At 66.1% G+C, this 25,623-nt stretch carries 27 protein-coding genes; 18 read left to right on the forward strand and 9 right to left on the reverse strand.

Annotated features, from left to right (window positions below; translation table 11 throughout):
• Positions 1 to 104 precede the first annotated feature (104 nt).
• The 6 genes from panB to WFP78_RS02680 all read left to right on the forward strand — a co-directional run bounded on the left by panB (position 105) and on the right by WFP78_RS02680 (position 5,440).
• Positions 105 to 977 (forward strand): 3-methyl-2-oxobutanoate hydroxymethyltransferase, encoded by an 873-nt coding sequence (panB, locus tag WFP78_RS02655; protein WP_336958386.1) that lies wholly within the window; start codon positions 105 to 107, stop codon positions 975 to 977.
• A gap of 75 nt (positions 978 to 1,052) precedes the next feature.
• The gene (locus WFP78_RS02660; protein ID WP_336958388.1) at positions 1,053 to 1,763 is read left to right on the forward strand and encodes a tetratricopeptide repeat protein; all 711 of its coding nucleotides are present in this window, start codon (positions 1,053 to 1,055) and stop codon (positions 1,761 to 1,763) included.
• A complete protein-coding gene (locus WFP78_RS02665; RefSeq protein WP_336958390.1) occupies positions 1,750 to 3,081 on the forward strand; it encodes an outer membrane protein assembly factor BamB family protein in 1,332 nt (443 codons plus the stop codon). The genes WFP78_RS02660 and WFP78_RS02665 overlap by 14 nt, the downstream gene beginning before the upstream one ends.
• Before the next feature lie 210 nt (positions 3,082 to 3,291).
• Complete coding sequence (der, locus tag WFP78_RS02670; RefSeq protein ID WP_336958392.1) at positions 3,292 to 4,674, forward strand: ribosome biogenesis GTPase Der; 1,383 nt, start codon at positions 3,292 to 3,294, stop codon at positions 4,672 to 4,674.
• Positions 4,661 to 4,930: a sulfurtransferase TusA family protein gene (locus WFP78_RS02675; RefSeq protein WP_336958394.1), complete on the forward strand. Its 270-nt coding sequence runs from the start codon at positions 4,661 to 4,663 to the stop codon at positions 4,928 to 4,930. Before der ends, WFP78_RS02675 begins: the two co-directional genes overlap by 14 nt.
• Positions 4,931 to 4,999: 69 nt before the next feature.
• Positions 5,000 to 5,440 (forward strand): Hpt domain-containing protein, encoded by a 441-nt coding sequence (locus WFP78_RS02680; protein ID WP_336958395.1) that lies wholly within the window; start codon positions 5,000 to 5,002, stop codon positions 5,438 to 5,440.
• 353 nt (positions 5,441 to 5,793) lie between these two features.
• Here WFP78_RS02680 and bfr read toward each other — a convergent pair whose 3' ends face one another.
• The 3 genes from bfr to WFP78_RS02695 form a co-directional block, all read right to left on the reverse strand.
• Positions 5,794 to 6,273 (reverse strand): bacterioferritin, encoded by a 480-nt coding sequence (gene bfr, locus WFP78_RS02685; RefSeq protein ID WP_336958397.1) that lies wholly within the window; start codon positions 6,271 to 6,273, stop codon positions 5,794 to 5,796.
• Positions 6,274 to 6,467: 194 nt separating this feature from the next.
• Positions 6,468 to 6,638: a (2Fe-2S)-binding protein gene (locus tag WFP78_RS02690; protein ID WP_336958399.1), complete on the reverse strand. Its 171-nt coding sequence runs from the start codon at positions 6,636 to 6,638 to the stop codon at positions 6,468 to 6,470.
• Positions 6,639 to 6,700: 62 nt separating this feature from the next.
• Positions 6,701 to 7,957, reverse strand: coding sequence for a DUF418 domain-containing protein (locus WFP78_RS02695; RefSeq protein WP_336958401.1), 1,257 nt, complete (start codon positions 7,955 to 7,957; stop codon positions 6,701 to 6,703).
• A gap of 143 nt (positions 7,958 to 8,100) precedes the next feature.
• On the opposite strand from WFP78_RS02695, the gene WFP78_RS02700 reads away from it, so the two are divergent.
• Positions 8,101 to 8,886, forward strand: a complete 786-nt coding sequence (locus WFP78_RS02700; RefSeq protein WP_336958403.1) for a methyltransferase domain-containing protein — start codon at positions 8,101 to 8,103, stop codon at positions 8,884 to 8,886.
• Between the two features lie 11 nt (positions 8,887 to 8,897).
• On the opposite strand, the gene WFP78_RS02705 is transcribed toward WFP78_RS02700, so the two are convergent.
• Positions 8,898 to 9,578: a peptidylprolyl isomerase gene (locus tag WFP78_RS02705; protein ID WP_336958405.1), complete on the reverse strand. Its 681-nt coding sequence runs from the start codon at positions 9,576 to 9,578 to the stop codon at positions 8,898 to 8,900.
• A gap of 304 nt (positions 9,579 to 9,882) precedes the next feature.
• Positions 9,883 to 12,048, reverse strand: a complete 2,166-nt coding sequence (purL, locus tag WFP78_RS02710; protein ID WP_336958407.1) for a phosphoribosylformylglycinamidine synthase subunit PurL — start codon at positions 12,046 to 12,048, stop codon at positions 9,883 to 9,885.
• 133 nt (positions 12,049 to 12,181) lie between these two features.
• Between purL and WFP78_RS02715 the strand changes: the two genes are divergently transcribed.
• Entirely contained in the window at positions 12,182 to 12,613 is a 432-nt protein-coding gene (locus WFP78_RS02715) for a DUF805 domain-containing protein (RefSeq protein ID WP_336958409.1), read from the forward strand.
• Between the two features lie 92 nt (positions 12,614 to 12,705).
• Here WFP78_RS02715 and WFP78_RS02720 read toward each other — a convergent pair whose 3' ends face one another.
• Complete coding sequence (locus WFP78_RS02720; RefSeq protein WP_336958411.1) at positions 12,706 to 13,086, reverse strand: hypothetical protein; 381 nt, start codon at positions 13,084 to 13,086, stop codon at positions 12,706 to 12,708.
• Between the two features lie 226 nt (positions 13,087 to 13,312).
• Between WFP78_RS02720 and WFP78_RS02725 the strand changes: the two genes are divergently transcribed.
• The 8 genes from WFP78_RS02725 to tgt all read left to right on the forward strand — a co-directional run bounded on the left by WFP78_RS02725 (position 13,313) and on the right by tgt (position 21,218).
• Entirely contained in the window at positions 13,313 to 13,567 is a 255-nt protein-coding gene (locus WFP78_RS02725; protein ID WP_336958413.1) for an exodeoxyribonuclease VII small subunit, read from the forward strand.
• Between the two features lie 47 nt (positions 13,568 to 13,614).
• Entirely contained in the window at positions 13,615 to 14,496 is an 882-nt protein-coding gene (locus tag WFP78_RS02730) for a polyprenyl synthetase family protein (RefSeq protein WP_336958874.1), read from the forward strand.
• 2 nt (positions 14,497 to 14,498) lie between these two features.
• Complete coding sequence (gene coaD, locus WFP78_RS02735; RefSeq protein ID WP_336958415.1) at positions 14,499 to 15,017, forward strand: pantetheine-phosphate adenylyltransferase; 519 nt, start codon at positions 14,499 to 14,501, stop codon at positions 15,015 to 15,017.
• 83 nt (positions 15,018 to 15,100) lie between these two features.
• Complete coding sequence (locus WFP78_RS02740) at positions 15,101 to 15,844, forward strand: peptidylprolyl isomerase (protein ID WP_336958417.1); 744 nt, start codon at positions 15,101 to 15,103, stop codon at positions 15,842 to 15,844.
• A gap of 62 nt (positions 15,845 to 15,906) precedes the next feature.
• Positions 15,907 to 16,947, forward strand: a complete 1,041-nt coding sequence (gene queA, locus WFP78_RS02745; protein WP_336958419.1) for a tRNA preQ1(34) S-adenosylmethionine ribosyltransferase-isomerase QueA — start codon at positions 15,907 to 15,909, stop codon at positions 16,945 to 16,947.
• 47 nt (positions 16,948 to 16,994) lie between these two features.
• Positions 16,995 to 17,951 (forward strand): bifunctional helix-turn-helix transcriptional regulator/GNAT family N-acetyltransferase, encoded by a 957-nt coding sequence (locus WFP78_RS02750; protein ID WP_336958421.1) that lies wholly within the window; start codon positions 16,995 to 16,997, stop codon positions 17,949 to 17,951.
• Positions 17,952 to 18,019: 68 nt separating this feature from the next.
• Positions 18,020 to 20,005: a putative bifunctional diguanylate cyclase/phosphodiesterase gene (locus WFP78_RS02755; RefSeq protein WP_336958424.1), complete on the forward strand. Its 1,986-nt coding sequence runs from the start codon at positions 18,020 to 18,022 to the stop codon at positions 20,003 to 20,005.
• Between the two features lie 70 nt (positions 20,006 to 20,075).
• Positions 20,076 to 21,218: a tRNA guanosine(34) transglycosylase Tgt gene (gene tgt, locus WFP78_RS02760; RefSeq protein ID WP_336958425.1), complete on the forward strand. Its 1,143-nt coding sequence runs from the start codon at positions 20,076 to 20,078 to the stop codon at positions 21,216 to 21,218.
• 26 nt (positions 21,219 to 21,244) lie between these two features.
• Here the strand turns inward: tgt and WFP78_RS02765 are convergent, their stop codons facing one another.
• Both WFP78_RS02765 and WFP78_RS02770 read right to left on the reverse strand, forming a co-directional pair.
• Positions 21,245 to 22,774: a sensor histidine kinase gene (locus WFP78_RS02765; RefSeq protein WP_336958876.1), complete on the reverse strand. Its 1,530-nt coding sequence runs from the start codon at positions 22,772 to 22,774 to the stop codon at positions 21,245 to 21,247.
• An 86-nt stretch (positions 22,775 to 22,860) separates the two neighbouring features.
• Positions 22,861 to 23,094, reverse strand: a complete 234-nt coding sequence (locus WFP78_RS02770) for a NepR family anti-sigma factor (RefSeq protein ID WP_336958427.1) — start codon at positions 23,092 to 23,094, stop codon at positions 22,861 to 22,863.
• Between the two features lie 348 nt (positions 23,095 to 23,442).
• Between WFP78_RS02770 and WFP78_RS02775 the strand changes: the two genes are divergently transcribed.
• Together WFP78_RS02775 and WFP78_RS02780 are read left to right on the forward strand one after the other, a co-directional pair.
• Positions 23,443 to 24,237 (forward strand): response regulator, encoded by a 795-nt coding sequence (locus tag WFP78_RS02775; protein WP_336958429.1) that lies wholly within the window; start codon positions 23,443 to 23,445, stop codon positions 24,235 to 24,237.
• 425 nt (positions 24,238 to 24,662) lie between these two features.
• The gene (locus WFP78_RS02780) at positions 24,663 to 25,322 is read left to right on the forward strand and encodes a sigma-70 family RNA polymerase sigma factor (RefSeq protein WP_336958431.1); all 660 of its coding nucleotides are present in this window, start codon (positions 24,663 to 24,665) and stop codon (positions 25,320 to 25,322) included.
• Positions 25,323 to 25,358: 36 nt separating this feature from the next.
• Here WFP78_RS02780 and WFP78_RS02785 read toward each other — a convergent pair whose 3' ends face one another.
• Positions 25,359 to 25,559: a hypothetical protein gene (locus WFP78_RS02785; RefSeq protein ID WP_336958433.1), complete on the reverse strand. Its 201-nt coding sequence runs from the start codon at positions 25,557 to 25,559 to the stop codon at positions 25,359 to 25,361.
• Between the last annotated feature and the right edge of the window lie 64 nt (positions 25,560 to 25,623).

The raw sequence follows: 25,623 nt of genomic DNA on the forward strand, positions 1-25,623 counted from the left end.
TTTTTCGCGGCCTGCCCCGGCATCCTGCCCGGCAGGCAAGGGCGATTTGTCCCGGATGTCCGGTTCGGCTGGCTAAGGCCGGCGTGGCGCGCTAGATGACTTCCATGTCTACGACCTTTACGATCGACACCGCGACCAGCCGCGCCAACCCCACGCCCGCGCCGATGAAGCGCCTCACCGTGCCCGCGATCCAGCGCCGCAAGTTCGAAGGCCGGACGGAAGAGCCGTTGGTGATGCTGACCGCCTATACCGCGCGACAGGCGCAACTGCTCGATCCGCATTGCGACATGCTGCTGATCGGCGATTCGCTGGGGCAGGTGATCTACGGCCTGCCCTCCACCCTCGCGGTGACACTGGACATGATGATTGCCCATGGCGCGGCGGTCGTGCGCGGCAGCTATCACAGCGTCGTTATCGTCGACATGCCCTTTGGCAGCTATGAAGCCTCGCCGCAGGCCGCCTTTGCCAGCGCCAGCCGGGTGATGGCGGAAACCGGCTGCGCGGCGGTGAAGCTGGAGGGCGGCGAGGCGATGGCGCCGACCATCGCTTTCCTCAGCCAGCGCGGCATCCCGGTGATGGCGCATATCGGCCTGACGCCGCAGGCGGTGAACGCGCTGGGCGGCTATGGCGCGCGCGGCAAGAGCCAGGAAGAACATGCCAAAATCATGGCGGATGCCCGCGCCATCGCGGATGCCGGCGCTTTTGCCGTGGTGCTGGAAGGGGTGATGGAAGATCTCGCCGTCGCCGTCACCGACAGTATCGACATTCCGGTGATCGGCATCGGCGCGTCGGCCCATTGCGACGGGCAGGTGCTGGTGAGCGAGGACATGCTGGGCATGTTCGACCGGGTGCCGCGCTTCGTGAAGCGCTATGAAGCGCTGGCCGACACGATCTCCGGCGCGGCGGAGCGCTATGCCGGGGAGGTGCGGGCACGCACTTTCCCCACGGAAGAGCAGGTCTATCGCTCGAAAAAGTGATTTTCCTTCCTCGCGCGCGTCGCTAAGGTCGCCCGCCGCCCGTTCCCTGTTTCCAGCCATATCGGAGTATTTTCCTTGGCCCTGCCGCCGCAATCGAACGAAGCTTTCCTGCGTGAGGTGGATGACGCCGTCCGGCAGGATCAGCTGCTGGGCTTCTGGCGTCGCTTTGGCCGCTGGGTCGTGGCCGCCGTCATCCTTGGCCTTGTCGCCTTCGCGGCCTGGCTGTGGTGGGAGAATCACAGCAACACCCGTTCGGGCGAAACCGGCGAGGACATGGCGCAGCTGGTCGACGTCGCGACCGCCGGCGGCACCCCCGATGCGAAGAAGATCGACGCGCTGGTGAACGCCGGCCAGCCGGGATACCGCGCCGGTGCGCTGTTCCTGAAGGCCGCGGCCGCCGCGCAGAAGGATGACGGCAAGACGGCGATCGCCACCTATGCGCAGATCGCCGCCGACGAAAAGCTGGATCAGCCCTGGCGCGACCTGGCGCTCGTCAAGCAGACCGCGCTCGAATTCGACCAGATGAAGCCCGACGCCGTGGTCGCGCGGATGAAGCCGCTCGCCGTCTCCGGCGAGCCCTGGTTCGGCACGGCCGGCGAGATGGTCGCCATCGCCTATATGAAGATGAAGCGGCAGGATCTGGCGGGTCCGATGTATGCCGCCATGGCCAAGGATGAAAAGGTGCCCGCCTCCATCCGTTCACGCGCGCGACAGATGGCGGGCGTATTGGGGATCGATGCGGTCGAGATTCCGGGTGAGGATGGGACGGTTAATGCTGGTAGCTAAGAAGACGACACGCACGGCGCTGATGCTCGCCCTGGTGGTGGGCCTGGGCGCCTGTGGCGTGCTGAAGGGCAAGGGCGGCCCCAAGACCCCGGTGGTGGGCAATCGCACATCCATCCTGTCGCGCGAGCAGGGGGTGGAGGTCGATCCGGCGATCGCCGATGTCGCCGTGACCCTGCCTGAGCCCTTCAGCAATCCCGAATGGAGCCAGCCCGGCGGCAATCCGGCGAAGGCGATGGGGCAGCTTGCCCTTGGTGCATCGCCCGCCCGCGTGTGGACCGCGTCCATCAACGGCAGTTCGCCCCAGGCACGGCTTGCGGCGGCGCCGGTGGTCGCGGGCGGCAAGCTCTATGTGATCGACAGCAGCGCGACCGTGATCGCGATGGATGCCAAGACCGGTGCCAGGCTGTGGACGGCGCCGTTGCCTGCAGAGGGCAATGGCCGTGCGCGCTTCGGCGGCGGCGTCAGCGTCCTGGGCGACCGGGTCTATGCCGCGACCGGCGTGGGCGACGTGGTGGCGATCAACGTTGCCGATGGCGCCGTCGTGTGGAAAAAGCGCCCCGGCGGCCCGCTGCGCGGCGCGCCGACGCTGGAGAACGGCCATGTCTATGTGATGAGCCAGGACAACCAGATTTTCGCGCTCAACCAGACCGACGGCGAAACGCAGTGGACCGAAACCGGTACGCTGGAGGCGACGGCGGTGTTCGGCGTCGCCGCGCCGGCTGCTGCGCAGGGCACGGTGGTTGCGGGATACAGCTCGGGCGAACTGACTGCCTATCGCTATGAAAATGGCCGCACGCTGTGGGGCGACGCGCTGTCGCGCACCAGCATCGCGACCTCGGTCGCGACGCTCACCGATATCGACGCCAATCCGGTGATCGACCGTGGCCGGGTGTTCGCCATCGGTCAGGGCGGGCGCATGGCCTCCTATGAGCTGGTGAGCGGCCAGCGCCTGTGGGAAATCAATATCCCCGGCATTTCCAGCCCCTGGGTGGCGGGCGAATGGGTGTTCGTGGTGACGAGCGATGCGCGCCTGCTCTGCGTGGCGCGCGCCACCGGCAAGATCCGCTGGATCAGCCAGCTCAGGCGCTATCACAAGGAAAAGAAGCGGGATGGGCCGGTGCGCTGGTCCGGCCCGCTGCTGGCCGGCGGTCGCCTGATCCTGGTTTCGACCGAAGGCGACATGGTCTATGTGGACCCGTCGACGGGCAAGGAGCAGAGCACGATCGACATGGATGACAGCATGTCGATTGCGCCCGTCGTTGCCGACGGCATGCTGTATGTGCTGACCGACAAGGGGCGCCTGACCGCTTTCCGCTAAAGTGATTTCGAGCCAGATGAAGCTCTGGCGACTCGGAAATCACGGAAAACAAGGAATTTCCAGACTCGTTCCCGGGCAATCGGAACCGGAATAAGTCTGGGTTCCACCCGTCAAAAGGCTTTCGCCCGCCCGTCCGGCGCCCTCTTGCGGTGCCGGGCGGGCGATGTTTTTATACGCCGCAATTGCGGAAAAGGATGATAAGGCCGCGCCATGCTGCCAACAGTCGCCATCGTAGGCCGCCCCAATGTGGGCAAATCCACCCTGTTCAACCGCCTTGTCGGCAAGAAGCTCGCGCTGGTCGACGATCAGCCGGGCGTCACCCGTGACCGTCGTGAGGCGCAGGCGCATCTGCTCGGCCTGGATTTCCGCATCATCGATACGGCGGGCTATGAGGATGAAAATCCGCAGACCCTGCCCGGCCGGATGCGGATGCAGACGCAGGCGGCGGTGGAAAGCTGCGACGTTGCGCTGTTCCTGATCGATTCGCGGGTCGGCGTCACGCCGCTGGACGAAGAGATCGCCCGCTGGCTGCGCGAGGGCCATGCCCCCGTCGTGCTGGTCGCCAACAAGGCGGAAGGCAAGGCCGGCGACGACGGCGTTATGGAAGCGTTCAGCCTGGGTCTGGGCGAGCCCATTCCGTTCTCCGCCGAACATGGCCAGGGCCTGGCCGACCTGTTCCAGGCGCTGTTGCCGTTTCTGGACCGTGAGGGCGAGGAAGAGGATGAAGAGGGCGCGCGGGAAGAGCTGAGCGAGGCCGATATGGAGGCCGCGCCGCTCAAGCTGGCCATCGTCGGCCGGCCCAATGCCGGCAAGTCCACGCTCATCAACAAGCTGCTGGGCGAAAATCGCCTGCTGACCGGGCCGGAAGCGGGCATCACCCGCGACAGCATCGCCGTCGACTGGCTGTGGACCGATTATGAGGGCAATGATCGCCCGGTGCGGCTGATCGACACCGCCGGCATGCGCAAGCGCGCCAAGGTGCAGGACAAGCTGGAAAAGCTCGCCGTCACCGATGGGCTCAACGCCGTCAATTTCGCCGAGGTCGTCGTGCTGCTGCTCGATTCGACGCGCGGCCTTGAAGCGCAGGACCTGCGGATCGCGGACCGGGTGCTGGAGGAAGGCCGCGCGCTGGTGATCGCGCTCAACAAGTGGGACACGGTGGAGCATGGCTCCGCGCTCTATCAGGGCGTGAAAAAGGCGCTGGAGGACGGGCTGGCGCAGGTGCGCGGCGTGCCGTTGATGACCGTGTCGGGCGCGACCGGCAAGGGGCTGGACGACCTGATCAAGGTGGCCTTCGAAACCCGCACCGCCTGGTCGCAGCGTGTTTCCACCGGCACGCTCAACCGTTGGTTCGAGCGCGCGCTGGAGGCCAATCCACCGCCGGCGCCCGGCGGCAAGCGCATCAAGCTGCGCTACATCACCCAGGCGAAGACCCGCCCGCCCGGCTTCATCCTGTTCGGCACCCGGCTGGATATGCTGCCCGAAAGCTATCGCCGCTATCTGGTGAACGGCATCCGCCGTGAACTGGGCTTTGGCGCGGTGCCGGTGCGCCTGACCCTGCGGACCCAGAGCAACCCCTATGGCAATCGCTGACGAAGACCAGCCGTTTCCCGCCACAATGGTGCGAATCGATGCGCGCGGGATGCGCTGCCCCTGGCCGGCGCTGCGCGCGGCGCGGGCGATCCGTGAGGGCGCGGCCTCCGTCGCGGTGATCGCCGATGACCCGATTGCGCCGGGGGAACTGGCGGCGCTGGCCTCGGCGCGCGGCTGGGATTGTGCCCAAAGCCTGTTGCCCGAAGGGCCATATTTCCTGCTGAGCCCTCGGCCAGCGCGGCCGGGCGCGCTTTAACCCCACATTTACCCCGACAATCTTACACTCTCCAGCAAGCAGGTCTTGCATGCGTTGAGGGAGCGGCAGGTGGGTTATCATGATACCAGGCTGATCAGCTGGGAAGATTTCCAGCAGGCCCGCACCGAACTGGGCGCGGGATTCGTCCGTATCCTCGGCTATTTCCGCGAGGACGGCATCAAATCCGTCGGCGCGATCGAAGCAGCGATGCGCGGCCGCAATGCCGCCGCGCTGGTGATGCCCGCGCATACGCTGAAAGGCGAATCGCGGCAGTTCGGCGGCGAGCGGCTTGGCCTGATGGCCGAAGAGATCGAACTGGTCGCCCGCCGCTGCGTGGAATATCATGAAAGCCCCGAAGAGCTGATCGAGACGGTGGTCGAGCTGCGCCGCTGTTTCGAGGAAACGCTGGCCGCGCTGGAAAGCGATTCCAGCCCGCTGGTGGCCCGCCGCCCCTCCGCTTTCGGCCGCCGCGACGGCGCGGGCTTTGGCCAGGGCCTGAACCGGCATTAGAGCATCGTGCGCAGAAGTGGGAATCGGTTTTGCGCAAGAAACGATGCGACAACAGAGAATGAGCCCGCGCCCTGCGCCAGATGTAACGCAGCGCGCTTTTAGAGCGGTTGATCTGATACGATCAGATCAACCGTTCCATGTCCTTGATTGACTGCGGTTTCCCTGGCTTCGGTGCCGACATGGCGGAACCGCCCGCCAGAACCACCCTTTTGCCCCGCGGTCGTCCATGACGCCGGCTCCACCTGAAGATGGACTCCAGGCAGGACCAGCCGGCGCGCATTTCCTTGGGGGACAGGGGATGGCGCAGCCGGGTGGAAAGGCCTCCGCCCTGGCCATCATGCCTTGCCCGTCCGTCAGCCTTCGGCGGCTTCCGACTGCAGCTGGATATAATTCTGGATGCCCATGCGTTCGATCAGCTCGAACTGGGTTTCCAGCGTGTCGACATGCTCTTCCTCGCTTTCGAGGATATATTGGAACAGGTCGCGGCTCACATAGTCGCGGATCTGCTCGCAATATTGGATCGCATCCCGGAGCACGGGCAGCGCCTCATATTCCAGCTCCAGGTCGGCCTTCAGGATTTCCTCGACCGTCTCGCCGATCTTCAGACGCCCCAGCAGCTGGAAATTGGGCAGGCCGTCGAGGAAGAGGATGCGATCCGCCACCTTGTCGGCATGCTTCATCTCGTCGATCGATTCTTCATATTCGAACTTGGCGAGCTTCTTGATGCCCCAATGGCTGAGCATGCGGTAATGCAGGAAATATTGATTGATCGCCGTCAGCTCATTCTTGAGCACGTCGTTCAGATAGTCGATGACCTTGGGGTCGCCCTTCATGGGGATGCTCCGCCTGTTTGGAATATAATGCACCATGATAGGCGAGCGGGGCGCAATTGTTAAGGTAAAACCCTAGGAAATCCGCCATTTTTTGCGGTGAGACTGCGAAGCGGTCGCGGGCTTTGCCCTTATGTCATCTGCGGGTGCTTCGCATTCCCAGGGCATGTTCGCGTTGGGCCGGACCGCCCAACGGCTCAGATGGTGGCGCGCTCGGCGGCGATGATGGAGCGGGCGAAGGACACGCACTGGCCGCATTTGGGCCGGCGACCGAAGCGGGCATAGGCGCTGCACGGGCTTTCGGCGCCATCGCGCGCGGCTTCCCGAAGGTCTTTTTCCCGAATCGCATTGCAGACACAAACAACCATCAGTCGCGCTCCTGTCCCATGGAGATAGCGATACTGATAATAGCTCGCAATAGTAAATTTGCTTATTGCGAAGCGGTTCGTCGCATCGGCTGCAGGCGGCGGCGCGCCAAGGTGCGCCACAGCCATTCGAAGGGGCCATAGGCGAATCGGTCCAGCCAGGGCTTGGACCACAGCAGCATCAGCCCCCAGGCGGCGATGACGAAGAGATAGACCGGCGCGCGATCCACCTTGCCGAACAGGCCAAGGCCATAGCCGTAGAAGACCGTCGTCATGACGAGGCTGGTGCCCAGATAGTTGGAAAAGGCCGCCCGTCCCACCGCGCGGACCCGCAAGATCAGCGGATGCCCGGCATGGGTCGTGGCGATCCATGTGAACAGCGCCGCATATCCCACCACCAGCGGGATGCGGAAGGGAAAGGCGTAGAGGATGAACAGCAGGAAGGTGTCGAGCGTATCGAACCCGCCATGCCACACCCAGGCGGTGAGCAGGATCATGGGCGGAAAGCCGATCAGGAAACAATGGCGCATGGTCCGCCGGTAGAGGTCCGGGGGCCAGCTGCCGGTCAGGAAGCCCGATTTCAGCATCGCCATGCCGAGCAGCATCATGCCGATCGTGTCGAACAGGTTGAACAGCGTACTGCCGATCATCTCCCCGGCAAAGCCATGGATGCGATGCGCGAGCATGCCCGCATAATCGCCGCCATAGATCGCCAGTTCCTCCGCGATTTTCGGAGAACCCGGCGCGGCGAAGCCCTCGACCGTATCCGCATAGCGGCGGACATCCTCGACGGAGGCGCCAGGCGCGGTGGCGACGCTGCGCATGTGCAGTTGCGACACGGCGAAGAGGCCGCAGAGCAGGATGTGCAGGCCGAAGAAAAGGAAGGCGAGCTTGGTCAGGCTGCCGGCCGATTTGCGTGCGAAGAACACGGCCACGCTGCCGCACAGCGCATAGAGGGCCAGCACATCCCCCCACCAGAGCAGCAGATGATGGGCAAGGCCGAATAGCAGCAGCCAGAAGATGCGGTTGAAATGCACCGCGCGGGGATCTTCGCCCGCCATCGCCGCCCGTTCCATCACCAGCAGCATGGATGCGCCGAACATCAGGCTGAACAGGCCGCGAAACTTGCCGTCGAACAGTATCTGCGCGATGGCCCAGGCGGAAAGGTCGGCCGGATCGCCGCCGCCCCAGGCCAGCGGATTGAGATAGGCTGCCGACGGCATCGCAAAGGCGATGATGTTGAGCAGCAGGATGCCCATCACGGCAAAGCCGCGGACCACATCCATGCTGTCGTGGCGCGGCGCCATGGCGATGCTGGCCATTGCTGTCGATCTCCCGGTTTCCAAGGGCGCGGACGCTAGTCCGATGAGGCTGCTGCTGTCCAGAGGGCTTGCCGATGGGAGGAGGGGCCAAGGCGCCCCGTCATGCTGGCCTTGGCGCGGCGGCTCTGCCACAGACGGTCGCCATGGACACGGGGCGCAAGCAGCGAATCGGCAGTGCCTTCGGCGCGGCGGCGGCGGGCTATGAGGATCATGCCGGCGTGCAACGCACCGTGGCGCGCGCGGTTGCCGAACTGGCCGAACGGCAGGCGCATATGGCCGGCGTCGCGGGCCAGCGGCTGCGCGTGCTGGAGCTTGGCTGCGGCACCGGCTTCCTGACCCGCGATATCCAGGCGATCTGGCCGCAGGCGGAACTGGTGGCGACCGATCTTGCGCCCGAAATGGTCGGCCGCACGGCCGATGGCGCGATGCTGGCCGGCACCTTCCTGCCGATGGATGGCGAACAGCCCTGGTTCGAAGGGCCCTGGTTCGACCTCATCCTCTCCAGCCTCGCCTTCCAGTGGTTCGACGATATGGCGCGGGCGATCGACCGGCTGGTCGCGCTGCTGCGGCCGGGGGGCAGCCTGATCTTCTCGACCATGGGCGCGCGCAGCTTTGCCGGATGGCGCGCCGCCCATGCCGCCTGCGGGGCAGAGGCCGGCGTGCCCGCCTATCCCACTCTGGGCGCGCTGCAGGCGATGTTGGTGCGCTATCCCGATGCCTTCGCCTTCGATGAGGATTATCCGCTCGATTGCGGCAGCGCCAGGGGGCTGATCGCGCATTTGAAGGGCATCGGCGCGGTCGTGCCGATCAAGGGACGGGCGCCGCTGGCCCCGGCGAAGCTCCGGGCGGTCATGGCGGCGTTCGATGCGGCCGGTGCGCGCGACGGCTATCATGTGCTGTTCGGCCGGGTGACGCGGCTGCCGGATTGATCCGCCCGACGTCAGCGGGCGTCGGGATTGGGTTTGCGCTGCGGCACCTTGATCAGCCAGGGGCGCGGGCCGCCTGTCGGCCTGGCAATGCCGTCCAGCCTGCGCGCGGTGATGATGCGGACGGGTTTCAGGATCATCTGGCCCTTCATCGGCCCGGTGCCGCCGCCAATGGGCTCGGCAAGGATGCGGCGCACCGTGTCCATGCCGGCGACGACATGGCCGAAGGCGGCATAGCCCGGATTGTCGCCGCGCGCGTCCATATATTCCACCGGCCCCAGCGTGATGAAGAAATTGCCCATCGCCGTTCCGGGCGGTCCGCCCCGCGCCATGGAGATGGTGCCGTCCAGATGGCGGATACCGGTGACGTTCGTCGGTTCATGCGCGACCGGCGGCAGGGTGCGGCGCGCCTCCGTGCCGATGCCGCCCTGGATGAAGCCGCGCTTCGGGTCCGCCTTGCGCGGGGCGGAGCGGTAGAATTTGGTGTCGTCGAAGCGGCCGTCATCGACATAGGCGAGGAAATTGGCGGTGGTCCTGGGCGCGCGGCGGGCGTCGAGCGCCAGTACGATGGGTCCGTCCGACGTGACGAACCTCACGCGCACATAGCCGGGCGTCGGCCTGTTCGTCGGCAGGGCAGCGGCGGTCAGCGCGACGCAGCCAAGGAGTATCAGAAGGGCGCGGAACAGGTGAGGCATCGAAGGGCAGGCAGGCTCTCGGGCATGGGTCTACACGCTAGTTATCTGGACCTGAAATTCGTCACATAGAAATCGTCATGCTGAACTCGTTTCAGCATCCATTGCGCCTCCGGGTGACGCAGAATGTGGGGAGAAATGTGCAGTCGAGGCACGTGACTCGGCTGCACTGAACCAAGTTCAGGGTGACGACCTTTCGATGTCATGAACTTCGTTTCCATCATATTAGAGACATTTCCCTGCCAAGAAACCGCATCCATGCTGCGCCGCCGCAATTTTGCGACGGCGGCGCGCTATCCCCACCCGATCAGCCGTCCATCAGTGCGGGGAAGAAGCCCTCATGCGCGGCGCGCAGGTCGGCGAGCGCCACGCCCGCCACGCTGTCGCCGCCGGTGGTGCCGATACGCAGCGCGCCCGCAATGGCAGTGCCGGCCGGCGCGGTGACGACATAGCGGCCCTGATCCTCGCCGAACGCCGCCGCCGTGCCCAGCGGATCGAGCGTCGCGCCGATCTTCCCCGCCAGCGCCATTTCCGCGACCGTGACCAGCAGGCCGCCGTCGGAAATGTCATGCACGGCGGTCACGGTGCCGGCCTGCACCAGCGCGCGGACCGCATCGCCATGGGCGCGCTCGGCGGCCAGATCGATGGGCGGCGGTGCGCCTTCCTCGCGGCCATGCAGTTCGCGCAGCCAGATCGACTGGCCCAGATGCGTGCCGGGGCCGCCGATCAGGAAGATGTCCTCGCCCTCGGCCTTGAAGGCGACGGTCGCCATCACGTCGATGTCGGGAAGCAGGCCGATGCCGCCGATCGCGGGCGTAGGCAGGATGGCGCTGCCGCCGCCGGTCGCCTTGCTTTCATTGTACAGGCTGACATTGCCCGACACGATCGGGAAGTCGAAGGCGCGGCAGGCGTCGCCCATGCCCTCCAGGCAGCCGGTCAGCTGCGCCATGATCTCGGGGCGCTGCGGATTGGCGAAGTTGAGGCAGTTGGTGACGGCGAGCGGGGTCGCGCCCACGGCCGAGATGTTGCGATAGCATTCCGCGATCGCCTGCTTGCCGCCTTCATAGGGGTCGGCATAGCAATAGCGCGGCGTGCAGTCGGTGCTGATCGCGATGCCCTTTTGGGTGCCATGCACCCGCACGACCGCCGCGTCGCCGCCGGGGCGCTGGATCGTATCGGCGCCGACCATATGGTCATATTGTTCCCAGATCCACCGGCGGCTGGCGATGTCCGGCGAGCCCATCAGCTTGAGCAGGTCCGCACCGACGTCCGCCGATTCCGGCACGCTCTCGAGCGGCTTCACGCCGGCCCATGCCTTGTATTCCTCACGTGAGACGGAGGGACGGTCGTAGAGCGGCGCGTCGTCGGCCAGCGGCGCGAGCGGAATGTCGCACACCGTCTCGCCATGGTGGACAAGGACCATGCGGCCGGTGTCGGTGACTTCGCCGATCACCGCGAAATCCAGCTCCCATTTGTGGAAGATCGCCTCGGCAAAGGCTTCCTTGCCGGGCTTGAGCACCATGAGCATGCGCTCCTGGCTTTCCGACAGCATCATCTCATAGGCCGTCATGCCAATTTCGCGCTGGGGCACCTTGTCCATGTCCAGCCGGATGCCGACGCCGCCCTTCGACGCCATCTCGACGCTGGAGGAGGTGAGGCCCGCCGCGCCCATGTCCTGAATGGCGACGATCGCGTCCGACGCCATCAGCTCCAGGCAGGCTTCGATCAGCAGCTTTTCGGTGAAGGGGTCGCCGACCTGCACGGTGGGGCGCTTGGCGTCCGAATCTTCGCCGAAATCCGCCGACGCCATGGTCGCGCCATGGATGCCGTCGCGCCCGGTCTTCGACCCGACATAGACGATCGGATTGCCGATGCCCGATGCGGCCGAATAGAAGATCTTGTCCGTGTCCGCGACGCCCACGGTCATCGCGTTGACCAGGATGTTGCCGTCATAGGCGGGGTGGAAATTCACCTCGCCGCCCACGGTCGGCACGCCCACGCAATTGCCATAGCCGCCGATGCCGGACACGACGCCGCTGATGAGGTGGCGCATCTTGGGGTGATCGGGCCGGCCGAAGCGCAGCGCGTTCATGTTGGCGATCGGCCGGGCGCCCATGGTGAACACATCGCGCAGGATGCCGCCCACGCCCGTCGCCGCGCCTTGATAGGGCTCGATATAGGACGGGTGGTTGTGGCTCTCCATCTTGAAGATCGCGGCCTGACCGTCGCCGATGTCGACCACGCCGGCATTCTCGCCGGGGCCGCAGATCACCTGCGGGCCCTCGGTCGGCAGCTTCTTGAGGTGGATGCGGCTGGATTTGTACGAGCAATGCTCCGACCACATCACCGAGAAGATGCCCAGTTCCGTCAGATTCGGTTCGCGGCCCAGCGCATGGAGGACGCGATCATATTCCTCTGGCGAAAGGCCATGCTCGGCGACGATTTCCGGGGTGATGGCCAAGACGCGCTCCATTGGTTTGCGAAGGTGCAATGCGGGATTGCCGCGCCTTTAGCGGGCGCGGGGGGGATAGACAACCGTCGCGCGCCTTGCAGAGCACATCCATGCTATGGAATGATCCGTGCCGGATGTGAGAGAGGGGACGATCATGGATTGGATGCTGTTGCCGCTGCGTCGCTATGCGCAATTCAGTGGCCGGGCGCGGCCCAGGGAATTCTGGATGTTCTTCCTGTTCCTGCTGATCGGCTTCGTCGTCATCGCCGTGGTGGAAGGCATGTTGGGCCTGAGCACCACCGAACATTGGGCCCAGCGCGGGCCGTGGTGGGCAAGCGCGGGCTATCACAGCAGCGGCGGGCCGCTGACCGGGCTGTTCGCGCTCGCCATATTGATCCCTTATCTGGCGGTCGGGGTGCGACGGCTGCACGATACCGACCGGCGCGGCTGGTGGCTGCTGATCGGCATTATCCCGCTGATCGGCGGGCTTGTGCTGATGGTGTTCTTCATCATCAGCGGCACGCGCGGCCCCAATCGCTTTGGCGCCGATCCGATCACGCAGGTCGAGGACGGCGCGGCCGGCTGAAATCCCAAGCAAAAGGGCCGGATCTGCTGCCAGATCCGGCCCATGTCCGGGGAAGATGGAATGTCAGGACTGCGCCGGTGTCGAGTCCGGTATCAGGCCTTGCAGCTCTGCGCTGCCTTGCCGGGCACGGTCGCGGTGATCGTGCTGCCGCTGCCCGACACTTCGAAGCCGCCTGCAGCCGTGAAGGGCTTGCCCGCTTCGGGGGCGACCAGCTTGGTCGGCGTGCCGGCCTTTTCGGTGCGCAGGTTCGCGGTCACGTCGTCCGACATGAAGTCGACGAAGAGCAGGCTGTTGTCCTTGCAACGATAGGTCTTGTTGGCCTTCACCGACGGCGGCAGCGCTACGGGCGCCGCGTTCGCAAGTTGGGTCGCCATGGGATCGGCAGGGCCGCCCACGACTTCGGGTTCGGATTTGCCACAGGCCGAAAGAAGGATCAGCGGGGCAACGGCGAGGAGAGGGATATAAAGTTTCATAGCGAGACTCATATGTGCGGTTGCAGCATCACCCGTCAACGGCAAACTGAAGTTTTCTTGCAATAAGGCGTTCAACCGAAATTGTGCATGGCGGCATGACAACCATGTGACAGTCGCGCGATAACCGCATGATCGCCGTGTGACAGGCGCCGAACCGGCGCTTCAGGCCGCTTGGCTGATCGGTCAAAGGCTTGACCGCGCCCGCCCCCAAGGCCAATGCAAGGCCATGGATGCTGAAACGGAAGACGCGGGCTTTGCCGAACTGACGTTCGAGGAAGCGTTGCGCGAACTGGAAATGATCGTGCGCAAGCTGGAAAGCGGCGATGTGCCGCTGGACGAATCGATTGCGCTCTATGCCCGCGGGGAAAAGCTGCGCGCCCAATGCACGCGCCGCCTGGCCGATGCCGAAGCCAAGATCCAGAAGCTGACGGTCGACGCGGGCGGTGCCGTTTCCGGCGCCCAGCCCTTCGGCGGCGGCTGAGTCGGCCCGGGCGGAGCGGGGGCAGGGTGGACAGCATCGACGCGCCGATGATCGCGCAGGCCGCCGCCGAAACGGCGCAGGCCATCGACGCGGCGTTCGATTCGCTGTTGTCCGTGCCGGACGATCCGCGCCGTACCCTGTATGATGCGATGCGCCATGCGACGATCGGCGGCGGCAAGCGGTTGCGCCCCTTGCTGGTGCGCGCGACCTGCGACCTGTTCAACATCGCGAACGAATCGGCGGTGCGCGTCGGCCTCGCGGTCGAGTGCATTCATGTCTATTCGCTGGTGCATGACGATCTGCCGGCGATGGACGATGACGATCTGCGCCGGGGCAAGCCGACGGTCCATGTCGCCTATGACGAGGCGACAGCGATCCTTGCCGGCGATTGCCTGCATGACCTGGCCTTCGAAATCCTGGCCGATCCCGTGGCGCATGAAGATCCGTTCGTGCGCTGCGAGCTGATTCGCGCGCTGGCGATCTCCAGCGGCCCGGCCGGCATGGCGGGCGGGCAGATGATGGACCTGGAGGCCGAAAGGGCGAGTTTCGACCTGCCCACCGTCACCCGGCTGCAACAGCTCAAGACCGGCGCGTTGATCGGCTTCTGCGTGGAAGCGGGCGCGATCATGGCGCGGTTGCCGGTGGAAGGGCGGACGGGCCTGCACGGCTATGCCCGCGACATCGGCCTCGCCTTCCAGATCGTGGACGACCTGATGGACGTGGAGGGGGATGCTGCCCGTGCCGGCAAGGCGCTGGGCAAGGATGCCGCGGCGGGCAAGGAAACCTTCGTGTCGCTGCTGGGCGCCCCGCGTGCCCGCGAACAGGCGCTGATGCTGGTCGCACAGGCCAAGGCGCATCTGCACGGCTTCGGGCCGGAGGCCGACCTGCTGCGCGCCATTGCCGACTATGTCGTTGAAAGGGACCGTTGAGGATGAGCGAGACGTATCAGCCCCGTGTCGGCGTGTATCCGGGCACATTCGACCCGGTCACGCTGGGGCATATGGATATCATCCGCCGGGGGGCGAAGCTGGTCGACCGGCTCGTCATCGGCGTGACCACCAACCCCAGCAAGTCGCCGATGTTCAGCCTGGAGGAACGGCTGGACATGGTGCGGCGCGAATGCGCGGACATCGACACCGAAATCCATGTCGTGGCCTTCGACGCGCTGCTGATGACCTTTGCCGAGCGCGAGGGGGCCAGCGTGATCATCCGCGGCCTGCGCGCGGTTGCCGACTTCGAATATGAATATCAGATGGCGGGCATGAACCAGCAGATCAACCAGAGCATCGAGACGGTGTTCCTGATGGCGGACGTCTCGCTGCAGCCCATCGCGTCGCGGCTGGTGAAGGAGATCGCGCTGTTCGGCGGGCCGATCCGCAAATTCGTGAGTGCCAAGGTTTGCGAGGATGTGATCGAGCGGGTAGAGCAGCTGGGACGAAAGGGCTCCTGATCCGCTCAGGGACCATTCATCCGCGTTGCCATAAGCGCGCGGGAGCCGGTTGCCCCGGGCAGGGGCTGGAGAGAAGTGACACGATGGCGTTTCCCAAGGGTTTGAAAAGTCTGGCGCTGGCGGTGATGCTGGCTGTTGGCGTGAACGCCACGCCCGCACTGGCGCAGGGCAAGGTGGACGAAGCGCACAAGGCGCAGGTGCAGCAGGCGGCGGAAGACGCGGCGAAGGTACTGAACGAGGCCGAGAAGAGCAAGATCCCCGATGCGGTCGTGCCGCAGGACCCGCAGAATATCTGGGATCTCGACCTGTCGACCGGCGGCCGTGTGCGCATCCAGCTGCGCCCCGATGTCGCGCCCGGCCATGTCGCCCGGATCAAGGAGCTGACGCGCCAGGGCTTCTACAACGGCCTGAAATTCCATCGCGTCATCGAAGGCTTCATGGCGCAGGGCGGCGATCCCAAGGGCGACGGCACCGGCGGATCGACGCTGCCCGACCTGAAGGCCGAATTCAACATGCTGCCGCATCTGCGCGGCACCGTGTCGATGGCGCGCGCCGCGAGCGAGGACAGCGCGAACAGCCAGTTCTTCATCGTGCTGCTGCCGCGCATGCAGCTCGACAAGAAATACACCGTCTTCGGCCGCGTGATCGAAGGCATGCAATATGTCGACGCCATCCCGCGCGGCGAGCCGCCCGCCAATCCCGCGACGATCGTCCAGGCGTCGATCGAATCGGATGGCAAGGCGCCGCCCGCCATGCTCGCGCCGCCGCCCGCCGTGCCGCCGACGCTGCCGGCCACGCCGGCGACCCTGCCGCCGCGCAAGCGCTGACGCACCGCCTTCCGGTCGCGCCTTCGGCAAGAAGGGCGACCGGTTGCAGGATGCCCGACCCCATGCGCGTTGATCTGTTCGATTTCGACCTGCCACCCGAGCGCATCGCCCTGCGCCCGGCCTCGCCACGCGATTCGGCGCGGCTGTTGCTGGTGGAAGGGAAAGGCGATGGGCAGGCGCCGATGGCCGACAGGGTCGTGACCGACCTGCCCGGCCTGCTGCGCGCGGGCGATTGCCTCGTCTTCAACGACACGCGTGTCATCCCGGCCCAGCTGGAGGGCATGCGCGGCGAGGCGCGTATTGGCGCCACCTTGCACAAGCGCCTTGGCCCGCGCGCCTGGCAGGCGTTCCTGCGCAACGCCAAGCGGGTGAAGGCCGGCGACCGGATCGACTTCGGCGCGGGCGTCACCGCTATCGCAGGGCCGCGCGACGAGGATGGCGGCGTGACGCTGGATTTCGAGGGCGAGGCGCCGGTCGAACTGTTGCTGGAGCGGGCGGGGCGCATGCCGTTGCCGCCCTATATCGCCAGCAAGCGCCCCGTCGATGCGCGCGACCGCGAGGATTACCAGACGCTGTTCGCGAAGGAGGATGGCGCCGTGGCCGCGCCCACCGCCGCGCTGCATTTCACGCCCGCGCTGATGCAGGCCATCGCCGCGGCGGGCATCGGCGTGGAAACGCTGACGCTGCATGTGGGGGCGGGCACTTTCCTGCCGGTCAAGGCAGAGGATACCCAGGACCATCGCATGCACGCCGAATGGGGCCGGATCGACGCGGAGACGGCCGCGCGCCTTAATGCGGTACGCGCGACCGGCGGGCGATTGATCGCGGTGGGCACCACCAGCCTGCGCACGCTGGAAAGCGCCGCACGGGATGATGGGGTGATAGAGCCCTTCGCGGCGGAAACCCGCATCTTCATCACGCCGGGCTACCGCTTCCGCGCGGTCGACGGCCTCGTCACCAATTTCCACCTCCCCCGCTCGACCCTGTTCATGCTGGTCAGCGCGCTGATGGGCCGCGACGTCATGCAGGCAGCCTATGCCCATGCGATCGCTGACGCCTATCGTTTCTACAGTTACGGGGATGCGTCGCTGCTGTTGCCGTGACATCCGATTAGTTGACATTGTCAGGCAATTGTCGTTAGCAGGCAGGCATGACCGATGCCGTCCTTGCGCTGCGTGCCTTCAACCGCTTCCACACCCGCTTCGTGGGCGCGTTGCAGCCGCGTTACATGGGCAGCGACATGGGGCTGACGGCCGCGCGCCTGCTGTATGAAATCGCGCAGGGCGACGGGGTGCTGGCCAGTGCGCTGCAGGAGCGGCTTGGGCTCGATTCGGGTTATGTCAGCCGGATGCTGCGCGATTTCGAGAAGCGTGGCTGGATCATGCGCGGGCGGGGTGAGGATGCGCGGCAACGGCCGATCGGCCTGACCGATGCGGGGCGCGCGGCATTCGCGGCGCTGGACGCGCGGACCCGCGCCGATGTGGAAGATGCCCTCGCGCCGCTTGGAGCCGACCAGCGCAAATGCCTGATCGAAGCGCTGGCGACGATCCGCTCCCTGCTTGGCGATCCGCCCCGGACATGGTCGATCCGCCCGTTCGCGCCCGGCGATCTCGGCATGCTGGCCGCCCGGCAAAGCCGCATCTATGCGGAGGGGCATGGCTGGGGCCGGCCGCTGGAACAGCTTGAATATCAGGTCGTTGCCGACTTCCTGCGCGATTTCACGCCGGCGCGCGAACAGTGCTGGATCGCGCAGGGCGAGGGGCGGATGCTCGGCTCCGTGCTGCTGACGGAAGATCGGGGCGCGGATGCCCATGCCCATGCGGACACCGCCCGGCTGCGGCTGCTCTATGTCGAGGCGGATGCGCGCGGGCTGGGCATCGGCCGGGCGCTTGTCGCCCAATGCATCGCCTTTGCGCGGGCGACGGGCTATGCGCGAGTCCTGTTGTGGACGCACAGCGTGCTGGAAAGTGCGCGGCGGATCTATGCCGGGGCCGGCTTTGTGCGCATCAGCGTGGACGTCCACGATCATTTCGGCGCGCCGGTGGAGGGGGAGACATGGTCGCTCGACCTTGCGGGCGTGCCCGCGGCCCCCGCGCTTGCCGTCTGATTTGCTTCGACATTTACGAAAAAACAACACTGCCATGTGCATCAGCGTGATGGGCCAATGGAGACCCCATGCAACTGCGCGAACTCTTCACCTCCTGGCAGGCCCGCCGCGCGGGCGCATCGGACCCTGACGCCGATGTCGGGCGCAGCCTGATCGAAACGCTGTACGCGTCTCCCCGGTCGCTGCTTGTCGGGGCGCTGGCGGGGTGTGGCATCGGCCTTGCCATCGCCAGAATCGCCCATGATCCGGTGATCGACCTGCTGGTCGTGCTGGTCTGCGTGGTGGCGCTCGTCCGGACGGGCCTGTCGATGTTTTTCTCCTGGCGGCGACCCCAGCGTCGCGTGCGGCCATCGCGCCGCTGGGAACGGGCCTATGAGCTGGGGGCCTGGCTTTATGCCGCATTGCTGGGGCTTCTGGCCTTTGCCGCCCTGTACCGCTCCGACATCGCGGTCCTGCACCTGCTGACGGTGGCGCTGGCCGTGGGGCATGCCGGGGCCGCCGCGGGGCGCAATGCCGGCCGGCTTCAGATCGCCATCGGCCAGAGCTGCCTGTTGCTGTGGCCGACGATCATCGGCCTGTGGCTGCATGGCGGCGAAGGCTATCGCGTGCTGGCCGTGGGGCTGGTGCTGATGGTCCTTGGGCTGGCGGAAGTCAGCATGACCACCCATTCCATCGTGCTCAAGGCCTTTCGCGAACAGCGGGAAAAGGGGCTGATGGCCGATCAATATGGCGTGCTCGCCCGCTTCGACAGCCTGACCGGGGTCGAGAACCGGATGGCGATGCAGGCGCGGCTCAACGCGCTGTTGGAGCAAAACGACAAGGTGCATGACGCGCTGGCGATCCTGTGGATGGACCTGGACCGTTTCAAGGAGATCAACGATTCGCTCGGCCATATCGTGGGCGATCGGCTGTTGCTGGCCGCGGCCGAACGGCTGAGCGCGGTGCTGGGGGAGGACGGCCATGTCTCCCGCTTCGGCGGCGATGAATTCGTGATCATCTGTCCGGGCGCCGGGCGCAACCAGGCGCAGGCCCATGCCAACCGCATCCTATCCGCCTTTGCCGACGGCTTCGACGTGGATGGCCATGCGCTCGCCGCGACCGCGTCCATCGGCATCGCCGTCGCCCCGCAGGATGGGCGCGATGGCGATGAAGTGCTGCAGCATGCCGATGTCGCGCTGTATGAAGCGAAGCGGCGCGGGCGCAACCGCGCGGCGAGCTTCACCTGGTCGATGAAGGAACGCTTCAGCCGCGATCATGAGCTGGAAAACGGCCTGCGCCGCGCCATCGACAATGGCGAGATGAGCGTCGTCTTCCAGCCGATCGTCGGGCTGGAAAGCGGCGAGATCATCTCCTGCGAGGCGTTGCTGCGCTGGCACCATCCAGTCATGGGCCAGATTTCGCCGGCCGAATTCATCGCGGTGGCCGAGAGCATCGGCATGATCGAGCCGATCACCGCATGGGTGGTGCGGGAAGCCTGCACCGCCGCCATGCAATGGCCCGACAGCGTGCGCGTTGCGGTGAACGTCTCGGCGGTGTCGTTGAAGTCCGGCGATCTGCCGTCGACGGTCATCGGCACGCTGCTGGAAACCGGCCTGCCCGCCCGTCGGCTGGAACTGGAAGTGACCGAATCGGTCTTCCTGGACCAGAGCGGCTATAGCAGCCGGATGCTAGACGACCTGCGCCGCATCGGCCTGCGCCTGGCGCTCGACGATTTCGGCACCGGCTATTCCTCGCTCAGCTATTTGCGCGCCCACCGCTTCGACACGATCAAGGTCGACCAGAGCTTCATGGCGGGCATCCGCGACAGCCGCGAGGACCAGGCGATCGTGCGCGCCATCGGATCGCTCGCCCGCGCGCTGGAGATGGAAACGGTGGCCGAGGGCATCGAGACTGTGAACCAGCTGCATTATGCCCGCGCGGCGGGCTTCACCAATGCCCAGGGCTTCCTGTTATGCAAGCCCCAGTCCCGCGCGACGATACAGGCGATGATGGAGAATGGCGCCGTTCTGGCGGACATGCCGGGCGCGCGGCGGCAGAGCCGTTACAGCGCCTGAGCGCAGGCAGGCGCGGCGCTCCTCCGGCACGCCCTTGTCCCTTCAATGATTCGCTCGTAGATCGCGCGCCATGAGCGCCACCCAGAATCCACCCCGTTTCGCCTTTTCCATTGCCGCCACCGATGGCAAGGCGCGCACCGGCACGATCGCCATGCAGCGCGGCGACATCCGCACCCCCGCCTTCATGCCCGTGGGCACCGCCGCCACGGTGAAGGCGATGCGCCCGGCGGAGGTGCGCGCGGCCGGCGCGGACATCATCCTGGGCAACACCTATCATCTGATGCTGCGCCCCGGCGCGGAGCGCGTCGCGCGGCTGGGCGGGCTGCATGGCTTCATGGGCTGGGAGCGCCCGATCCTGACCGACAGCGGCGGCTATCAGGTGATGAGCCTGTCCGCGCTCACGAAGATGAGCGAGGAGGGGGTCGCCTTCGCCAGCCATATCGACGGATCGCGCCACATGCTGACGCCGGAGCGCTCGATGGAGATCCAGCGCCTGCTGGACAGCGATATCGTGATGGCATTCGACGAATGCACGAAAAACGGTTGCACCCGTGACGAGGCCGCCAGGTCCATGGAACGGTCGATGCGCTGGGCGAAGCGGTCGCGCGATGGCTTCGACGCGGGCGGCGATCATGCGGAGCGCGCGGCCCTGTTCGGTATCCAGCAGGGGTCGTTGAACGAAGACCTGCGCCGCGTTTCGGCGGAAAAGCTGATCGACATCGGCTTTGACGGCTATGCCGTGGGCGGGCTTGCCGTGGGCGAGGGGCAGGAGGCGATGTTCGCGACGCTCGATTTCGCCCCCGACATGCTGCCGGCGGACCGCCCCCGCTATCTGATGGGCGTGGGCAAGCCCGACGACATCGTGGGCGCGGTGGCGCGCGGCATCGACATGTTCGATTGCGTGCTGCCCACCCGCTCGGGCCGCAATGGACAGGCCTTCACCTGGGCCGGGCCGCTCAACATCCGCAATGCCCGCTTTGCGGAGGATCAGGCGCCGATCGACGAGGCATGCGGGTGCCCGGTCTGCGCGACATGGAGCCGCGCCTATCTGCACCATCTGGTGAAGGCGGGGGAGATGCTGGGCGCGATGCTGATGACCCAGCATAACATCCATTTCTACCAGGCGCTGATGGCGGCCATGCGCGATGCGATCGCACAAGGCCGCTTTGCCGCCTTCGCTGCCGATTTCCGCGCGCGCTATCGCAAGGTCTGAGGCTCCCGGTCCCGACGGCTTTCGCCTCAGTCGCTGACGGGAATCTCGATGGTGTAGACGCCCTCTTTCTCGTCATGGTCGAGCGGCGCGCGCAATTGCCGCGCCAGCCCGGTCAGGACGCGGCCGAAGCGGCGATCCAGATGATCCTGCATCGCATCCGAAGGGCAGAGCGCGCGCGAACAGACGCTGAGCGTGGCCCGGCCGGCTGTGTGCGTGGCGCGCACGGCGATCCTGATGATGGCCGTCGGATCGATCAGCATCGCCAGTTCGACCAGTTCCGTGATGAGGAAGGCGATGGGGACGGCGACGTCCTGGCTGACATGCAGGTCGTCGCTGTCCACCTGGATCACGAAGCCGCTGGCCTCGCGCGGGCTGGTGGCGCGCAGGCTGGCGGACAGTTCGCTCACCAGCGCGCGGATGCCCACCCCCCGGGTCTGCTCAAGCTCGGCATAATGGTTGCGGTGGACGACGGACAGGGCATCGACCCGGCGCTGGATGGAGGCATAGGCGTCGATTGCTTCTGGCGCATGCGCCGACCGGGCGTGCAGGCTGATGAGGCTGGCGATGATCTGCAGGTTGTTCTTGACGCGGTGATGCACCTCCCGCGTCAGGCGGCGCTGCCGTTCCAGGCTCTGCGCCATCTCCTCCTCATGGGTGGCGACGTCTTCGCTGATTTCGCGAAAGGTCTCGCCCAGCGCGGCGATCTCGCGCGCGGGGGTGCGCATCTTCTTGAGCGGTTCCATGACCTCGCCGGGGTGATAGCCGGCGACCGCCCGGCGCAGTTCCACCAGTGGGCGGATGAGCAGGCGGTGGACGAAAACCCACACGATGGCGGCGGCCGCGAACCACATGAACAGCGGCAGGAGCAGCGACAGCGCGCGCGCCAGCGTGACCGGAGGATCGTGGACCATCATGGTGAGGACGATGTCGGTGGGCTCGATGCGGGCCGACACCTGGTTGGAGATGCGGCGCGCGAAGCGGTCGCCGGCGGTCATGGATCGCCCCTGTCCGGGGTCGGAAACGTCGATGCGGGCCTTGCCCTGCTGCAGCCAGATGCGCCTGTTGGGCACGGCCGCCACCGGATCGGTCAGGCTGTCGAGATAGGCGCGACTGTAAAAGGTCAGCGCGACCAGCCGGCCGTCATTGCTGGGCATCCGCATCATCAGCGTCTGCCCGCCGGGCAGCAGTTCCGCCATGGGGCCGGAGAAGCGCTGCGCGGCAATGGTCCGCATGTCCTTCTGCGGCGATCCGCACCAGCGGCGCCCCATCCGGTCATAGACGGCGAAGCGGGTGTCGCTGTTGGATCGCGCATGGAGGAAGGTTTCGGCACGCTTGCACAGGCCGGTGTCGGTCCGTCCGCTGGCCAGCGTGTTGACGGTCAGGCGGAGCGCCGCCTGGTCCGACAGCAGTTCCGACGACAGCTTGCGCGCGCTCTGGGTCGCGGCAACGCGCAGCAGCGCCATCTTCTCCAGGTCGGCGGTGCGGATGGCCTGCAGCGAGGCGAGAAAGGCAAGCAGCCCGAGCGGGAACAGGGCCAGCGTCAGGATGAAGAACATCTTGACGCCTGTCGAACCGGTAATGGTGGGGACTAGCCCCCTGACAGGGGTGTCGGCCTGGGACATCCTGTCTTTGGCCTTCTCATTCAGTCGAGCTTGCTCAGCAGGTCGAGCATTTCCGGCGGTATCGCTTCCTCGACGGTCTGTTGATAGGCCGAACGCAACACATTGCCGACATCGCCGTCCAGCCCCAGCCCGCCCGATCCCGGCTTGCCCGCTGCCTGTTGACCCGATCTCCGTTGGCGACCTGACGGATCGCCAGCGTTGCCCTTGCCTGCCGCCCTGGCCTGTTTGCCTGATCGCGTGTCAGAAGAAGCCAAGATGCGCCCCTTTGCCCGTCCATTCATTCGCCATAGCGCGCCAAATCACCAGAACGTCACTTTCCAACCGCATCACAGCGGACAGCGAAGGCCAATCACGCGTTCCGTCCACCATAAGGGCCGTTTCGTCGCAAGGGAAAAAGCGCTGCGACAAGGGTTCATGGCAAAAAACCGAACGGCTGTGAAACAAATCGCGGGCTTGTTGGTTCCCTCCAGACACGCATTTTTTCCCGGTTGTCCGCCGGGGTGGACGCGGCGGGGCGTGGGGGCTTGCCAAGCTGGCATGTGCTCCCCATCCTTGCCCTCCAGCAGCAGGCCGCCGAACAGGGCAGGGAGTAATTACAGATCATGTCGCTTGGACAGCAGCTTCACCCCCATCTTCCTTTCCTGCGCCGCTATGCCCGGGCCCTGACCGGCACGCAGGCGCATGGCGATGCCTATGTCCGCGCGACGCTGGAGGCGATCGTCGCGGCGCCGGACCAGTTTCCGCGCGACGTCGATCCAAGGCTGGGCCTGTACCGTACCTTCCACGTCATCTGGTCGTCCTCGCACCAGGAAGATGCGTCGGACGCCGGCGACGACGGCGCCCGCGCGGCGATCGCCCGTGCGCGCCTGGCGCGGATCACGCCGCTGTCGCGCCAGGCATTGCTGCTGACCGCGATGGAAGGCTTCACGCCCGAGGACAGCGCCTATCTGATGGGCCTTTCCAAGGATGATGTGGACGCCCTGCTGGCCGAGGCGCTTGGCGAGATCGAGCAACAGACCCGCGCCCGCGTGCTCATCATCGAGGACGAGCCGATCATCGCCATGGATATCGAGACGATCGTCCGCGACCTTGGCCATGACGTGACGGCCATCGCCGTCACCCGCGACGAGGCCGTGCGCGAGGCGATGGCGCAGCGGCCCGGCCTTGTCCTGGCGGACATCCAGCTGGCGGACGATTCCAGCGGCATCGACGCGGTGAAGGATATCCTGAGCGAATTCTCGGTGCCGGTGATCTTCATCACCGCCTTTCCCGAACGCCTGCTCACGGGCGAGCGGCCGGAGCCGACCTTCCTCATCACCAAGCCGTTCCAGCGCTCGACGGTGAAGGCCGCGATCGCGCAGGCGCTGTTCTTCGATCAGGCGACGGCGCCCGCCTGACCGGGGCGGGCGTTCCGGGCCGGTCATTTCGGGTCGGTCGTTATGAGCCGGCCGGGCGAAAATCCGTGCCCGGCGGAACCAGCCTTTCCCGCGGGCGTTATTGTTGCGTAACGACAGGGAGAAGGCCCTTGCCGCAAGAAAGATATATTGGCGAGGAGGATGTGCGTGCAGGATCTATGCCGCATATCGCGCGCCATGTCCTTGCGATGTCCATCGCTCTGGCGGTCATTGCCATGTCGCTGGTATATCGGGTCTTCTGACATTTCCGGTTTGGCAGGCTCCGCGCGGCCGAGGGGCGCAGACTTCATCGCGATGACAGGTTCAACCATTTTGGCTCACTCCGCGTTTCTTCGACCGATCGGGACACTGATGATCGGGACTTTGGCGATCAGGACAGTGGCCCGCCATGCGGCCGGAGCATCGACATGAGCCGGCAGCAGGACGACGACCGGCAGCAGGCGCATGGCGATGCGCCTGCCGAGGTGATCGCTGCGGAAGACCGGGAAGCCCTGTCCGATACGGACTTCAAGCGCGAGCTTGCCGCCGTCATTCCCCATCTGCGCGCCTTCGGGCGATCGTTATCGGGCAATCGGGATACGGCGGACGATCTGGTGCAGGAAACCCTGTTGAAGGCATGGGCGGCCCGCTCCCGATTCCAGGCCGGCACGAACATGCGCGCCTGGACCTTCATCATCCTGCGCAATCATTATCTCTCGCAGATGCGCCGCTCCCGCTTTCGCGGCGAGTGGGACGATCTGGCGGCGGAGCGGCTTCTGGCCGCGCCCGCGGGGCAGGACAAGCATGTCGAACTGGCGGACATGCAGCGCGCCCTGCTGCAATTGCCCCAGCCCCAGCGCGAGGCGCTGATCCTGGTGGGCGCGGGCGGCTTTGCCTATGAGGAGGCGGCCGAGATCTGCGGCGTCGCCGTCGGCACGATCAAGAGCCGGGTGGCGCGGGGCCGCGCGGCGCTGGAACATATGCTGGAAAGCGCCGACCTGCCCTCGCGCAGGACGCAGGAAACCACCGGGACCAGTGCGCTGGACGAGATCATGGACGATGTGAACCGGCTCAGCCAGGGGCATTAGGGCCTGCCGGGTGGCTGGTTCCCCTTGTCGCCGGCGTCAGAGCCGGTTCAGCCGATTCATCAGTGCCGCCATGTCGTCCGGCAGGCTGAGTGGGGACGTCTCATAGGCGCTGCGCAGGGCGCAGCCGACGCCCTCATGCGGCGTGGGGCTGGCGACGGTCACGAACTGCATGGCGCGCCCCGCAGCGCCATTTTGCGCATTGTCCTGTGCCGTCCGATTGTGCCTGAGCTCAGTCATGTTCTAAAGAACGGCCGCATGGCCCAAAAGTTTCTCTCATTACACCTGCGACGTGACGATGTTT

It is taken from the genome of Sphingobium aquiterrae (assembly GCF_037154135.1).
GTDB lineage: Bacteria > Pseudomonadota > Alphaproteobacteria > Sphingomonadales > Sphingomonadaceae > Sphingobium > Sphingobium aquiterrae.

What these genes read in the sequence shown, in the direction of transcription:
- tgt (WP_336958425.1), top strand. Translation starts at nt 20,076, where the DNA reads ATGAGCGCCACCCAGAATCCACCCCGTTTCGCCTTTTCCATTGCCGCC.
- WFP78_RS02690 (WP_336958399.1), bottom strand. Translation starts at nt 6,638, where the DNA reads ATGGTTGTTTGTGTCTGCAATGCGATTCGGGAAAAAGACCTTCGGGAA.
- WFP78_RS02695 (WP_336958401.1), bottom strand. Translation starts at nt 7,957, where the DNA reads ATGGCCAGCATCGCCATGGCGCCGCGCCACGACAGCATGGATGTGGTC.
- WFP78_RS02775 (WP_336958429.1), top strand. Translation starts at nt 23,443, where the DNA reads ATGTCGCTTGGACAGCAGCTTCACCCCCATCTTCCTTTCCTGCGCCGC.
- WFP78_RS02665 (WP_336958390.1), top strand. Translation starts at nt 1,750, where the DNA reads ATGCTGGTAGCTAAGAAGACGACACGCACGGCGCTGATGCTCGCCCTG.
- purL (WP_336958407.1), bottom strand. Translation starts at nt 12,048, where the DNA reads ATGGAGCGCGTCTTGGCCATCACCCCGGAAATCGTCGCCGAGCATGGC.
- WFP78_RS02765 (WP_336958876.1), bottom strand. Translation starts at nt 22,774, where the DNA reads ATGTTCTTCATCCTGACGCTGGCCCTGTTCCCGCTCGGGCTGCTTGCC.
- WFP78_RS02705 (WP_336958405.1), bottom strand. Translation starts at nt 9,578, where the DNA reads ATGCCTCACCTGTTCCGCGCCCTTCTGATACTCCTTGGCTGCGTCGCG.
- der (WP_336958392.1), top strand. Translation starts at nt 3,292, where the DNA reads ATGCTGCCAACAGTCGCCATCGTAGGCCGCCCCAATGTGGGCAAATCC.
- WFP78_RS02675 (WP_336958394.1), top strand. Translation starts at nt 4,661, where the DNA reads ATGGCAATCGCTGACGAAGACCAGCCGTTTCCCGCCACAATGGTGCGA.
- WFP78_RS02750 (WP_336958421.1), top strand. Translation starts at nt 16,995, where the DNA reads ATGACCGATGCCGTCCTTGCGCTGCGTGCCTTCAACCGCTTCCACACC.
- WFP78_RS02785 (WP_336958433.1), bottom strand. Translation starts at nt 25,559, where the DNA reads ATGACTGAGCTCAGGCACAATCGGACGGCACAGGACAATGCGCAAAAT.
- panB (WP_336958386.1), top strand. Translation starts at nt 105, where the DNA reads ATGTCTACGACCTTTACGATCGACACCGCGACCAGCCGCGCCAACCCC.
- WFP78_RS02755 (WP_336958424.1), top strand. Translation starts at nt 18,020, where the DNA reads ATGCAACTGCGCGAACTCTTCACCTCCTGGCAGGCCCGCCGCGCGGGC.
- WFP78_RS02725 (WP_336958413.1), top strand. Translation starts at nt 13,313, where the DNA reads ATGGATGCTGAAACGGAAGACGCGGGCTTTGCCGAACTGACGTTCGAG.
- WFP78_RS02715 (WP_336958409.1), top strand. Translation starts at nt 12,182, where the DNA reads ATGGATTGGATGCTGTTGCCGCTGCGTCGCTATGCGCAATTCAGTGGC.
- WFP78_RS02740 (WP_336958417.1), top strand. Translation starts at nt 15,101, where the DNA reads ATGGCGTTTCCCAAGGGTTTGAAAAGTCTGGCGCTGGCGGTGATGCTG.
- WFP78_RS02780 (WP_336958431.1), top strand. Translation starts at nt 24,663, where the DNA reads ATGAGCCGGCAGCAGGACGACGACCGGCAGCAGGCGCATGGCGATGCG.
- WFP78_RS02700 (WP_336958403.1), top strand. Translation starts at nt 8,101, where the DNA reads ATGGACACGGGGCGCAAGCAGCGAATCGGCAGTGCCTTCGGCGCGGCG.
- WFP78_RS02730 (WP_336958874.1), top strand. Translation starts at nt 13,615, where the DNA reads ATGATCGCGCAGGCCGCCGCCGAAACGGCGCAGGCCATCGACGCGGCG.
- coaD (WP_336958415.1), top strand. Translation starts at nt 14,499, where the DNA reads ATGAGCGAGACGTATCAGCCCCGTGTCGGCGTGTATCCGGGCACATTC.
- queA (WP_336958419.1), top strand. Translation starts at nt 15,907, where the DNA reads ATGCGCGTTGATCTGTTCGATTTCGACCTGCCACCCGAGCGCATCGCC.
- WFP78_RS02720 (WP_336958411.1), bottom strand. Translation starts at nt 13,086, where the DNA reads ATGAAACTTTATATCCCTCTCCTCGCCGTTGCCCCGCTGATCCTTCTT.
- bfr (WP_336958397.1), bottom strand. Translation starts at nt 6,273, where the DNA reads ATGAAGGGCGACCCCAAGGTCATCGACTATCTGAACGACGTGCTCAAG.